At 52.6% G+C, this 13,190-nt stretch carries 10 protein-coding genes and 1 tRNA gene; 6 read left to right on the forward strand and 5 right to left on the reverse strand.

From position 1 onward, the window contains the following. Positions 1-167 precede the first annotated feature (167 nt). From F3H12_RS00345 to F3H12_RS00360, 4 genes are all read right to left on the reverse strand, one after another. Positions 168-3,797, reverse strand: coding sequence for an AAA family ATPase (locus F3H12_RS00345; protein ID WP_188118288.1), 3,630 nt, complete (start codon positions 3,795-3,797; stop codon positions 168-170). Next, the gene (locus F3H12_RS00350) at positions 3,772-5,019 is read right to left on the reverse strand and encodes an exonuclease SbcCD subunit D (protein WP_149677352.1); all 1,248 of its coding nucleotides are present in this window, start codon (positions 5,017-5,019) and stop codon (positions 3,772-3,774) included. The genes F3H12_RS00345 and F3H12_RS00350 overlap by 26 nt, the downstream gene beginning before the upstream one ends. Before the next feature lie 262 nt (positions 5,020-5,281). Continuing rightward, positions 5,282-6,643: a sedoheptulokinase gene (locus F3H12_RS00355; protein WP_149677353.1), complete on the reverse strand. Its 1,362-nt coding sequence runs from the start codon at positions 6,641-6,643 to the stop codon at positions 5,282-5,284. 42 nt (positions 6,644-6,685) lie between these two features. Beyond that, on the reverse strand, positions 6,686-7,135 hold the full coding sequence (locus F3H12_RS00360) for a 2-thiouracil desulfurase family protein (protein ID WP_149677354.1): 450 nt from the start codon (positions 7,133-7,135) through the stop codon (positions 6,686-6,688). A 194-nt stretch (positions 7,136-7,329) separates the two neighbouring features. Between F3H12_RS00360 and F3H12_RS00365 the strand changes: the two genes are divergently transcribed. The 3 genes from F3H12_RS00365 (at position 7,330) to F3H12_RS00375 (ending at position 9,827) form a co-directional block, all read left to right on the forward strand. Continuing rightward, positions 7,330-7,405: transfer RNA gene (locus tag F3H12_RS00365), tRNA-Ala, on the forward strand. Positions 7,406-7,605: 200 nt separating this feature from the next. After that, complete coding sequence (locus F3H12_RS00370; protein ID WP_149677355.1) at positions 7,606-8,088, forward strand: PDC sensor domain-containing protein; 483 nt, start codon at positions 7,606-7,608, stop codon at positions 8,086-8,088. Positions 8,089-8,447: 359 nt separating this feature from the next. Next, complete coding sequence (locus F3H12_RS00375; protein ID WP_149677356.1) at positions 8,448-9,827, forward strand: sodium-dependent transporter; 1,380 nt, start codon at positions 8,448-8,450, stop codon at positions 9,825-9,827. Positions 9,828-9,951: 124 nt separating this feature from the next. Here the strand turns inward: F3H12_RS00375 and F3H12_RS00380 are convergent, their stop codons facing one another. Further along, positions 9,952-10,269, reverse strand: a complete 318-nt coding sequence (locus tag F3H12_RS00380; protein WP_149677357.1) for a GHKL domain-containing protein — start codon at positions 10,267-10,269, stop codon at positions 9,952-9,954. A gap of 158 nt (positions 10,270-10,427) precedes the next feature. On the opposite strand from F3H12_RS00380, the gene F3H12_RS00385 reads away from it, so the two are divergent. The 3 genes from F3H12_RS00385 to F3H12_RS00395 all read left to right on the forward strand — a co-directional run bounded on the left by F3H12_RS00385 (position 10,428) and on the right by F3H12_RS00395 (position 12,954). Continuing rightward, the gene (locus tag F3H12_RS00385) at positions 10,428-11,759 is read left to right on the forward strand and encodes a sodium-dependent transporter (RefSeq protein ID WP_340162565.1); all 1,332 of its coding nucleotides are present in this window, start codon (positions 10,428-10,430) and stop codon (positions 11,757-11,759) included. Between the two features lie 316 nt (positions 11,760-12,075). After that, on the forward strand, positions 12,076-12,486 hold the full coding sequence (locus tag F3H12_RS00390; protein ID WP_149677358.1) for a bacteriohemerythrin: 411 nt from the start codon (positions 12,076-12,078) through the stop codon (positions 12,484-12,486). A gap of 6 nt (positions 12,487-12,492) precedes the next feature. After that, positions 12,493-12,954, forward strand: a complete 462-nt coding sequence (locus F3H12_RS00395) for a chemotaxis protein CheX (RefSeq protein WP_149677359.1) — start codon at positions 12,493-12,495, stop codon at positions 12,952-12,954. Positions 12,955-13,190: the final 236 nt, after the last annotated feature.

Genomic DNA, 13,190 nt, shown 5'->3' on the forward strand with positions numbered 1-13,190 from the left:
AGCGAGTTCAACCGCCCCCCGTTCGAACAGCTGCTGTTTTGCAGCCGTGCAGCACAGCGACCGGCCTTTACGGGCTCCCGGACATGTGAGGTGCAAGCACCTCCCCTCAAAACCAGAAGAACCGTCCCTCTGGTATTTCTTGGCCGGAAGAACCGTCACCCAGGTATTCATGCTTTTTCTATCCGGACACGGGTGCCTTCGCCGTCGGGCGTGGGCGGCTCCACGATCAGGCGCCTGCCGATGCGGCTGCGAAGTTCCGGCACGTGACTGATAAGGCCTATCACCCGCTCCTTTTTGCTGATGCGCTCGAGGGAATCGATCACGTTATCCAGAAGGTTCCGGTCAAGGGTCCCGAAGCCCTCATCCAGGAAGAAAAATTCCAGCGGGCTCTGGCCTTTAAGCTGAATCTGCTCGGACAGGGCCAGGGCCAGCGACAGGGATGTAAGGAATGTCTCGCCGCCGGAGAGGGTATTCACCATGCGGTAAATCCCTCCATTGGCATTATCGCGGATGACAAAGCCGTTGTCGGCATCCAGTTCCAGGGCGTACTTGTACCGTGTCATGGCTCCCAGGGTTTCCGATGCCTTGGCGGCCACATAACGGAGCCTTTCCTCCGCGATGTAATCGATAAAGCTGTTGTCCTTGCCCTTATCGCCGATCAGCAGCTTTCGGATCTGCTCCAGGAGGGACATTTTTTTGCCGGCTTCATCCAGCTTCGCATTCAGTTCAAGCCATTTTTCATGCTTGGCCTTGATGTCCTGGTAACGGTGAACGGCTATATCATACTCGGAGATTCGGGTTTCCCTGGCAGCCACCGCTTCCTGCCAGGCCTGGCTGATCTTCTGCCATCCTTCTTCGGTGATGGTCCTGGAATTAAGCTTTTGGGCGATGCGTTCCCTATCGGCCAGTATCTTGATTCCTGTCCGCTCGTATTCGTCGATTCTCGCTTTCCACGCGTTTATCTCCGCTTCGGGCAGCAGGGATTTCTCCACCTCCTCCGATCCGTTGAAGCCCATATCCGTGAGGGCTTTTTTCAGGTGGCTTTCGTCCTCCTGCAAATCCCTTGTCAGCGCTTCCTTCTGGCTGAGCAGCACGGCTTGCTCGTTCTGGAGGTTCTGATAATCCGTTTCAAGCGTTTTGAGCTTGTCCGCCAGTTCCTTTTCCTCTGTTTCATAGGCTTCAAGTCTATCCCTGATACGCCTGATCTCGTCCTCGATATCGGCCTCACCGACAAGCTGATGAATGCGAATCTCCCTGTTTTTTCGCTCCTTCTCCAAATGCTCCGCCTCAGCCTTGCATTTTATAACCTCGGCCCGGATGGCTTGCAGTTTCTCTTTCAGCCGACCAATCGCAGACTCCTTCTCGGCCAACTGGTGATTGATAGCCTCCAATTCCCTGCGAAGGGCATCCGCCCGCTGATCGCTTTGGGCAAGCCGTTCCAGTTCGCCGCGGATGCTTGGGATGGACCAATCGGCAAGGAAACGGGAAATCTTTTCACAGTTTGCCTCCCACAGCTTTTTTGCTTCCTCAAGGGATGACTCGACTTCCGCAAGCCTTTCCCTGTTCAGTTTAAGCTCCGACAGGATGCCGCCCTCCCCGGCTTTCTGCTCCGACAAAACCTCTTTTTGGCTCTGGAGGCGCCGTATAAGAGCTTCCTGGCTTCTTTCCCCATCCGCCAGCTCCTTCCTTCTACCGTCAAGGACCTTCTCCATCTTTTCCAGTTCAGCCTCCAGTGTGTTCGGTTCCAGGTTTCGCAAGCTCTCGGGCAGCTTTCGTCTTTCAGCTTCCAGTTCTCGGGTTTGGGCATCCAGTTCATCTTTCGCCTGTTCAAACTGCGACCTCGCAGTTGCCAGCTGCTCGCCGTTGACCATCAGTTCCGCCTCGGCTTCCCGCAGGGCCTTCTCGGCAGATTGCAGTCCGGTGCGAAGTTCCCCCACCCGGGTTTCAAGAACGGACATTTCTTCCAGATCAGCCGAGCCGGCAGGGTTTGGATGATGCACGGAACCGCAGACCGGGCAGGGATCGCCTTCCTTGAGCTGCCTGGCCAGTCTAAAGGCTGCTCCCTTATCCAGCATGCGTTCCGTTTCTTCCAACTGACGCCTGTACCGGTCACAGGAGGCCTCTGCTTCATCCCTGGCGCTCTGAAGCACTCGCCTTTTTTCTTCACTTTCTTCTATCAGTCGGCTGATTTGCTCCATCCGGGATTCCAGTTCCGCCATCCGTTCCCGGCGAAGCCTGATGATCCTGCAGATCCCCCTGATATCCTGAAGTTCCTGGGCCTCCTTCTCGATCGCCTGTCTCTCCTCTTTGAGCAGGCTGTCGGATTGGGCGGCTTCCCGCGCAAGCGCTTCCGCCTCCTCCTGGCCGTCGGCAATGGCTTTTCTGGCCTGTTCAAGCCTGTCCTCCGCATCCTTGAGGCGTTTTTTCAGGATTTCAGCTTCCTCCATGCGTTCGGTCATGGATTTTTTCAGCCGATCCCCTTCCTCCTCAAGCCGTGAGCCTTCCTGGATACGCTTCCTGTATGCGGGGTCAACGATATGGGCTTCCCATTCTTTTTTGAGCCGTTCAGCTTCCCCCACGAGCCTTCCATATGCCTCGGTTTCCCGGTTTATCTCAAGGCTTTGCTGCGCCAGGGTATTTTCCAGTTGTGCCGACAGATCTGTCAGCGACTTGAGCTTCTCGGCGGCAGAAGCAATCTCATCTTTCAGGACAAGAGCGTCTTCCAGCCTGGCCCTTCTGGCCACCAGCCGGGGTTCTTCAACCGCCCGTTCATTTTTCAGGGTATCATAATGCTTCCGGTACTTCATCAATTCAGCCCGGACGATTGGGAGTCTGTTTTCAACCGCCGTCAGCAGTTCGGTTGTTTTCTTTAGTCGCCCGGCCAGTTCCCTGTTCTTTCGGATGGGCTCCACCAGAAGCACAGCCATTTCCGCCCTGGCCAGCCTGGTCTTGCCGTCTGCGATTTCCTGCGCCATGCCGGCATGTTTTTTTTCCCGCTCTTCAACCTCCGCCAGTTCCTGTACCAGCTGCCATACCTCTTTGGCCTGATTGTATTGCTGTTCCAGCTCTTTGAATATTTTCAGCGCCTTCTCCTTTTCAGCGGCCGCGTTTTCCATAGCCTCCCGGGCTTCCTTTAGAGCTTCGTCCGAAGCATCATTGTAGCCCCGCAGTTCGCCCGTCAGCGTATCGATGCAGCTTTTCACCTTGTCAATCTTCCGGTTCAGCTTGTCCGTCAGTTGTTTTCCGTATTCTTCAAGATAAAAGATCCGCTCCAGCATCCGCCGCCGTTCCGAATGGTTCATGAGCAGGAATTCCTGGAAGCTGTTCTGGGGAAGCACCACGGCCCGGGTAAAATCCTGTTTGTTGAGCCCTATCAGCTCCGTAACCTTGTTGGTGACGTCGGTGGCCTTGTCGCAGAGAGGAATCTCCCCCGCACCTGTCAGTTCCATGAGCCGGGCAAGCTTTACGGCGGTTACGTTTTCCGAGTCCTTCTTTTTCTGGGATATCCTTTCCACCCTGTATCTTTTGCGGATACCGTCCCTGACGAGTTCGAAGGTAAAGGATACCCGCATGGTCCTGCAATGGGTGTTGATGATGCCCTGGGTGCCGTTTTTTGCCCTGCGCACATCACCAAAAAGGGCAAAGGTAATGGCGTCCAGGATGGTGGACTTGCCGCTTCCGGTGGGTCCGAATATGCCGAAAAGCCCGGTCTCGCCCAGGGTTTCAAAATCGATCCTTCTTTTCTCCCTGAAGCTCTGCAATCCTTCAATCTCAAGGGATATCGGCCTCACCGGCATCCACCTCCTCATCCTGCTCATTCACGATCTCAAGGAAAGCTGCCATGACCTCATCGGGGATGTCCGCCCCCATCCTGATCCTGTAGTATTCGCTGAACAACTCGTCAATCTTTTTACCCTCACGGCTTGCGCTGTACTCAACCATGCCGGGCTCGCCCTTCAGCCGGGGATAGATGTTGACGATGCCGGGATGCAGGTTTCTGAGCTTTTTTTGCTCCTCCATGGTGAGGATCCTGTCGGTCACGATGGTCAATTCCACCCAGGCATTCCGGTCCCGCCCCTCCTCGCACCAAGCCAGGGCCTGCCCGTAGCCTTCCTCGGCAACCCATCGCCTCAGGGGCTTCCCGCAATTCAGGTAGATGGGACTGACCCGGGCTTTTTGTCCGGGCTGGGCATCCACCAGGTAAACGGCCTTGCTGTGTTCGGCCTCCGAAAAGCTGTATGCCAGAGGAGATCCGGAGTAGAAAGCAGGGCATGGCGCATGGCGCACCTCCTGCGGCCTGTGCAGGTGCCCCAGGGCAGCATAATGGGCACCGGCAGGCAGGGCTTCCGGATACACCGTCCATGCGCCTCCCACCTGGAGGGTTCTTTCGGATTCGGACTCCCGGCCACCTTTCATGAAGAGATGGGCCACCACCAGGTTGACGGTATCCTCCCTGAAATTCCGGCTGCCCGAATCCAGAATCTCACCGACTTTATCGGAATAGGCTTTCTGAAGGATGCCTTCATCGGCTTCCCGGGACAAGACTTCTTCCAGACGTGATTCGGACGGATAGGGAAGCGACAGGATAACGGCATGATGTTCGCAGTGCGGCAGGGCCAGTTCAAACCATCCAGTTCCCGATGCGGCTACGCGGATCTCCCCGCCCGTTTTGTATGCTCCGGCATCGCTGCCCGGATAACCCAGCAGGATGATGCCGTTTTTGTATGCCAGCGGGCTTGCGGCGCATAGCCGTTCCGGGTTGTCGTGGTTTCCAGCAATAACGACAACCCCCCGTGTCCCCCTGCCGCTGAGCCTTTCCAGCGCTTCATAAAACAGCTCCTCGGCCGAAGCCGGAGGATTGTATGTATCGTAAATATCGCCGGCCACAAGGACGAGATCGATCCGCTCCTCCTCGCAGATGGCAACAAGCAAGTCGATGAATGCTTTCTGTTCCTCTATCCGGCTGATCTGCTCCAGGCTCCTGCCCAGATGCCAGTCGGAGGTATGAAGGATCCTCATAAAAGTCCACCCTTTGATTATTCCCCGTAATCGGCACAAGGCCTGTTTTGGCCTTAACACCTCATTGATATTATACCGCTGCGGATCGCAGGACACAAAGGGAAATATTCTGAATTTTCCATCGCGGTAAATTTTTATAACGCGTTAATCCTGCGGCCATTCCCTTCGGCATGGTCCGGACAACGCACATAAGAGGACCAGGCAGCAAACTCCCCTGGTCCTCCTTCGTTTCGGTAAATCGCCATATTATCAAAAAAGGAGACTAAACATACCTTATGAGCCTGCCGGCCTCATCCGGATCGGCAAACACACCGGCATTGACCATGGCAAACAAGGCAGCTCCGAACGCCGCCTCTTCGCGATGCAGCGGTACCTTGACCGGTAAACCGAACCTTTCCGACAGGATGGAACGCATGGCAGGGTTTTTCCTCACGCCGTTTCCCGCGGCAACCAGGTGCCTGGTGGAAAAACCGGCGCCGGTAAGGATGGGCATGGCCAGATCATAAAGCTCCTGCGCTATGCCGTTCAAAAAACCTATCATCATGGATAAGGGTGTAAAATTGTCCAGTCCGATATTTTCGATCCTGCCGCGTTCATGGGGATTATGCCGCGTGCCCGAAAAGCGGGTGGACACAAGGAGGGGATCAGTTACCTGCTCTTTCCTGGCGAGCAGGGCATTCATATAGGGATAGGCCGATTCCGCTTCGATTCCGGCCATCCGTATGACCTCCCGGAAGAACCTCTCCAGGAGGGCATAAGCGCTTCCTCCGCACAAAGGCGAGCCAACGAGCATGTTCATACCTTCCAGGTAGGGCCGCACTTCCAACTGGCTGTTCTCAGGAGCTTGGGTTCCATCATACAGGACAGATACCTGGCTGCCCGTGCCGATATTGATCAGGATGGTTCCCCTGTCCACACCTGCCGAACCCAGAAAACTGGCCTGGTTATCGCCGATGGCAACACAAACGGGTATGCCCTCCCGGGTTTCCCCGATAATCCTGTGGTCGGGCACAACAGCTGGCAGCAAATCGGCGTTCATGCCAAAGCGGTTTATGGTTTTCCTGTCAAAATCCCTCCCGGGCAGATCAAACAAACCAAGGCTTGCCGCGTTTGAAGGGTGCATGATGGGTTCGGCTTTTCCGACAAGGCGCATGGCCACATAATCCTGAATGGTGCATAGCTTATAGGCCTCGGGTGGAAGTTGCCCGGTTTGGGTGTGATAAAAACAGGTGGTCAGTCCAAACCCGGTGGCCATCCTGTACGCGCTGTTTTCGGTCAGGTATTCCGCGTAGGACAAATGACCCATATAGGGCTGGTTGCCGCATTGATCCTGCCAGGTGTATAATGGGCTGATGGCCTCGCCGGAACGGTTGAGATAGAGAATGCCATGCATCTGACCGGTTAATCCGATACAGGCTATGGGAGCGTATTTTCGAATGAGCGTACCGCAAAGCATTTCGGAAATTTCCATGATCCTGCCGGGATCCTGTATTTTTTCCCAGGCCCTCCCGGCCGGTATAAAAGCATTGGCCTCCGAAAGCACCTCAAGCACATCGCCCGTATCGCAGTCTACCGCGATGGCACATATTTTTGTCGTCCCAATATCCAAAGAAATCGCTACCATTGCTTGCCCCCCAATAATTGTCAAATCCTCGCAGTTTCAGTTTCAGTCATCCAGGTTTACATCGTTCTCTGTGCAAACCTCAATTTGGTTCTCCATCAGAAGCTTTGCGGTGATGCCGTAGCCTTTGGTCAATTTTCCTGAGAAGGTGCCGTCATATACCTGTCCGCAGCCGCAGGACGGGCTTTTGGATTTGAGGATGGCTTTTCTGACACCATGGGCTTTTGCAAGTTCCAGCGTCTTCTGCGCCCCCGCAAGAAACTCCCGGGTGCAGTCCCTTCCTTCCCGATTGATAACCCTGACTGTTCCATCCTTTGTCCGCACGATCTCGCTCGGACACCTGGGGGTGGGAAGGCCACCCAATTGCTCAGGGCACACCGGAATGGCCTTGCCCTGCCGTACCAGTTCAACGATGGCTTCATACCTGCAGTCCTTCCCGTCATACCGGCAATTCTCGCCGGCCAGGCACGCGCTTACCAGGTATTTTTCGCACATTTCCTCATCAGCCCGTCCTCATTCACATCTTTTTTTATTGACCGCTACCGTTACAACCGCTGCAAGATACCCGTGATTTCCCAAGGGTAACGCCCATGTCCACGGGAAAATCGCGGCTGCCTCATGGCACGGATACTAAATCATATATTACCCTGTTCAAATCTCAATGAATCAGTGCTATAATATGTTCGCACGGGGCATTAGCTCAGCTGGGAGAGCGTCGCGTTCGCAACGCGAAGGTCGGGGGTTCGAACCCCCTATGCTCCACCATCCAACAGCAACCGTCCGGGAGCCATGCGGAAAAACTGCATGGCTCCTTTGTTTTACGGACAAATGCACAGGTTCTCAATAAGTCAGCTGTCTGAAGAATTAAGCAATACAGTCGTGTCGTGAAAAATTTGTCAGTTGAATTATCCAAAGTGTGGTAATTAAATAATCAAGCATTCCTGACAAGAACTGGGGGAATATACATGAAAATCAAACACAGAATTACGTTGATTTCTGTCGTTCTGTGCATGGTGTGCGTGCTGGCCATGTGGTCGGCAAACAGATTCATATCGGGGATATACCTGGAGACTACCCTTCAGGATAAGTTATCGGCCGAAGCGAAACTGAAAGCACATGAAATTAACGCATGGATAGGCAGGGAAAAACAGAACCTGGAGATTATCGCGGAACGGGTTATTTGGGCCGAAAACCATGAATTCAATACCTTATACAAAGTGCTTGAAAAATCAGCTGCGATGAACTATGGAAATCTCAATTACCTGGCCCTGGAAGACGGAACATTTGTGGACGTGTCGGGCTGGGTGCCGGATGAAGGCTACAACCCCCTGACCAGGGAATGGTACGTCAAGGCTGCCGAGAATGCCGGGAAAATCTATGTATGCGACCCCTATGGCAACCATACAACAGGCCACAGCGGCCGCGGCGAATATCGCCGAGCAGAATAATGAGATGGTCAGCGCTGTCCAGGAGATCAACCAGGCCATGCAGATGAACAAGGAGTCCTCGGACAGACTGGCAGACATGATAGCGCAGGTTAAACTGTAAGGGCAACGCCGGCAGTCAGGGTTCCCTTGTCCCATGGGCAGGGGAACCTTTTTGTCTGCGTTTTTTCTCTTCACTTCCTTCATCATCATGCAGAAATTCTCGGTCCGTTATTGTGATTACCACCCGGAAACCAGCGCATAATATGTTAACAGTGGATGATATTGAGATAACCGGTGCATGATACAGGCAGACGGATGATGCTGCCGTCCCCGTCCTCCAGGGGGGCGCATCAGCATGAATCCATAAGGTGGTGACAGGCATGAAGGAAAACGGGAAGACTAAGTCAGCACGCGACACCTTTACGGGAAGCTTTGGATATGTTATGGCCACAGCCGCTTCCGCCGTCGGTTTGGGAAACATCTGGCGGTTTCCTTACCTGGCGGCCAAATACGGCGGGGGCATTTTCCTGATTATTTACCTGGTATTGGTCGTAACCTTCGGTCATGCCATGCTCATGTCGGAAACAGCGCTGGGGCGCATGACAAGAAAAAGTGCGGTAGGCGCCTTCCAGAGCTTTGGAAGCAACCTCCCGCTGCGATTCGGAGGCTGGATCAACGCCATTGTTCCCATGCTCATCGCGCCTTACTACTGTTTTATCGGAGGATGGATCGTCAAATACTTGTATGAGTATTTGGCGGGGAACACTGCCAGCCTTGCGGAAAACAACTACTTCACCAGTTTCATAACGACATTCTCCAGCACGGAAATATGCTTCATCGTGTTTACCGCTCTGACCTTCCTCATCGTGCTGATGGGGGTTGGTAACGGTGTGGAAAAGGCCTCAAAAATCTTGATGCCGCTCCTGGTCCTGTTAGCCATTGTCATAGCGGTTTATTCCATGACCCGGCCGGGCGCCATGGAGGGAGTACGCTATTTCTTCATCCCCAATTTCAGAAAGCTGTCTTTGATGACGCTTGTGGCAGCCATGGGACAGATGTTCTTCTCCCTGTCCATTGCCATGGGTATTTTGTACACATACGGTTCCTATCTGAAAAAGGACGGGGACATCGTAAAAACCAGCAGGTTGGTGGAGACATTTGACTCAGGCGTTTCCATCCTGGCCGGACTGATGATCATTCCCGCCATATTCGCTTTTCTGGGTGGCAGCGAGGAAAATATCCGGTCCGGTCCCTCCCTGATGTTCATCACGATTCCCAAGATCCTTGAAAGCATGGGGCTTGGTCAAATTCCGGGCATCATATTCTTTTTCATGGTACTGTTTGCCGCCCTTACCAGTTCCATTTCGCTGATGGAAAGCGGCGTGTCCACTTTCATGGATCAGGCAGGATGGTCAAGGAGCAGAAGCTGTGTTGTGATGGGCATTATCATGCTTCTTTTGGGAACCGCATGCGCCCTGGGATATGACGCCTGGAGCTCGGTACAGCCGTTGGGCATGTCCATTCTGGATTTCTTCGATTTTCTGACAAACTCCATCATGATGCCTCTTGCTGCATTATTCACCTGTGTTTTGATCATCAAATATGCGGGCATCAGGTCTGTCGTGGAGGAAATCCGTATATCTTCCCCGTTTAAAGGTGAAAAGACCTATATTGTCACCATAAAGTATCTGGCGCCCATCATCCTGATCATCATATTAATCAGCTCGGTCGCCGCTACGTTCGGCTGGCTCAAGATATAATGGCGACAGCGCATCCTTGCGCTGCGTCATCAAACCCGGCCGTTGCAAAGCAAGGTCAACCGCTACCAGATCAACCCCCGGAGAGTTGGATCAGGGCGACCAAGGCATACGGCTTTCCCCCGGCCTAGCTCCCTAGCGGAAGCATGATCTTCAGGGCAAACACCCCCTGGCTGGCGCTGAAGACTGCCTGTCCGCCGTGGGCATCGGCAATTGCCGCGATACTGCGTGTTCCGTACCCATGCCCCTCATGGGAGGCTTGGGGAAGGCCGTTTGTTATGACAACTTCACCTTCGTATGCGTTTTCCATCAAAATCAACAGGTTGTTCTTATGTATCATGGCCTTGACAGATACCGTCCTGCGCTCCGCCCCGGAGCAGGCGGAAGCGGCGGAAACAGCGTTTTCAAGCAGGCAAATTGATGCAGGCAGTTTGTTTTCCCACATTTTTCCGATGCGCCAAAACAGCCCGGAATATGTAATGGAAGCTTCATGTGCAAACGCGAGTTATGATACAATGGTATATCGTCATTGACCGTATAAGCCGTTTTATCCGGTCATTCAGCCCGGGTTCAAGCAAAAGCCTTTTGAAGGATGTGGTAACATTGACGGAAAAAACAGGGACAAAAGATTCACGCAGCAGCTTTACAGGAAGTTTTGGCTATGTGATGGCCACAGCCGCTTCTGCCGTCGGTCTGGGAAACATCTGGCGATTTCCCTATCTGGCCGCCAGGTATGGCGGGGGCATTTTTCTGATTGTTTACCTTGTTCTGGTTGTAACCTTCGGTCATGCCATGCTCATGTCTGAAACAGCACTGGGAAGAATGACAAGGAAAAGCCCTGTAGGAGCGTTCCAGAGCTTCGGAAACAGTCTTCCGCTGCGATTTGGAGGATGGATCAACGCCATTATTCCCATGCTCATCGTACCCTATTACGCCTTTATCGGAGGATGGATCATCAAATACCTTTATGAATACTTTGCCGGCAATACAGTCGCTCTTGCAGGGGACAATTACTTTACTGATTTTATTACTTCCTTTTCCAGTGCAGAAATATGCTTTATCATATTTACGGTTTTGACCTTCCTCGTCGTATTGTTGGGGGTCGGAAATGGTGTTGAAAAGGCCTCCAAGGTTTTGATGCCCATCCTGATCCTGCTGGCGATTGTGATAGTGGTTTACACCATTGCCCAGCCCGGCGCTCTGGAAGGGGTACGCTATTTTCTCATCCCCAATTTCAGGAAGTTCTCATGGATGACCCTGGTGGCCGCCATGGGACAAATGTTCTATTCCCTGTCCATCGCTATGGGTGTTCTATATACATACGGCTCCTATCTCAAAAAAGACGGGGATATCGAGAAAACCAGCAGGCTGGTGGAAGGATTTGATACAGGTGTTTCCATGCTGGCCGGGCTTATGATCATTCCGGCCGTCTTCGCTTTTTCCGGCGGCAGTGAAGACAGCATCCAATCCGGTCCGTTCCTCATGTTTGTCACGATCCCAAAGGTGTTTGAGAACATGGGGCTTGTGGATATTCCGGGCATCGTGTTCTTCCTGATGGTGCTGTTTGCGGCGCTCACCAGTTCCATCTCCATGATGGAAAGCGGTGTTTCAACCTTTATGGACCAGACAGGATGGTCAAGAGGCAAATGCAGTGTGCTGATGGGCATGATTATGCTCTTGCTTGGCACTGCCTGCGCACTGGGATATAGCGTCTGGAGTTCCGTCCAGCCATTGGGTATGTCCATCCTGGATCTCTTCGATTTTCTCACCAACTCCATCCTAATGCCCATTGCTGCCCTGAGTACCTGTTTATTGATCATAAAAAAGGCGGGCATCAGGACCGTTGTGGAGGAAATACGTTCATCATCCCGATTCAGGAGCCAAAGGACATATACCTTTTTATACGGTACCTATCCCCCATCATACTGCTTGTGATCCTGCTTAGCTCTATCGCCGCAGCCATGGGGCTCCTGCGGATATAATTGCGATACCCTCTTCCCTTTTTTCACGGGTGTGACACATGATGGGTCGGAGTGGGGTTTGTGCCCTCCTGCCGACCCAATATGCATTATTTTGACAAAAATCATGCCACATGGATGACTTATCCCCATACCGGATGTTACAATATGGTTGAGGATAAACGCAAAAAACCTGTCAGACCGAATGACCCAATGAGCCGGCCCACAATACAGGGATGCTGACAGGTGACCGTGTGATCTACCACAATATGCGTGAAGGGGATGTTGCCGCTATGTTATGGAAAGACCAGTATGAACTTGGCGTCCCTCAGATCGATGCGCAGCATAAGGAACTGTTCAGGCGCGTTGAATCTTTTCTGCAGGTCTTGCGATCGGGGGGCAACTGGGAAGAAAAAGTGCCGAAACTTAACGAAACACTGGAATTCATGAAGCGATACGTTGTGGAGCATTTCCACGATGAAGAGGAATACCAGAGAAGCATCAATTATCCCGGATATGAAGCTCATAAACAGATACATAACGGTATGGTGATCTATGTGCAGGAGGTTACCAAGCAATATGAAGCGTCCGGCAACAAGGAGGACCTGATGCAGCAGTTTGGCGGAAGACTCCTGGCATGGCTGATCAACCATGTGGCCGCAGAGGATCAGCGCATTGCGGATTATGCAAAAGGGAGAGGGTGAGCGGATATGATGGATAAGCTTTACAAAGCCTTTGTCGACGCGACAAGCCATGTCTTTCAACTGATGCTCAACATACCGGAGATTTCCGCCCATCCGGAAAAAACATTAAAATGTGACGAGGCAGTTGATATCGCCATCGGTATTGTGGGTGACCTCCAGGGCGAAGTGGTTTACCGCTTCCCTGTCGCCACATCTCTGAATATGGTTAAAATCATGAGCGGCATGGAGTTTGATGCGGTAGATGTTTTCGTGACTTCTGCCATATCGGAGGTAGCGAATATCATCAGCGGCAATGTGCTTACCGCCCTTTCGGGTGGGGATTTGCGGTGCGATATCTTGCCTCCGGTACAGCAAAAGCCCGATGAGGGCAAAGCTTATGAGATAGAATCAAGCTGCTGCATCTGTACGGCAATCGGCGAGATATGCCTGGAAATCCGGCTGAATCGGGCTTCTCACATGCTTCACTGACGATTGACAAGAAGTCCGGTTATTGATAAGATAGCATTGATTCTAAAAGGGAGTAGCTGTTAACGATAAGATCAACACGCTGGAGAAATCCTGGTCTTATCTGCTTTAACCTCTTGTTAAAGTAAGCGAGACTTTTAGATTATCAGAGTATGCCTGATAATCTAAAAGTCTTTTTTATTGCATAACGCAAAGCGCATCCTGATCGGGTGGAAGAAGAGCAGTTCTTATGGTATGGG

Origin of the sequence: Thermoclostridium caenicola (assembly GCF_900142095.1) — a bacterium.
Taxonomy (GTDB): domain Bacteria; phylum Bacillota; class Clostridia; order DSM-8532; family DSM-8532; genus Thermoclostridium_A; species Thermoclostridium_A caenicola.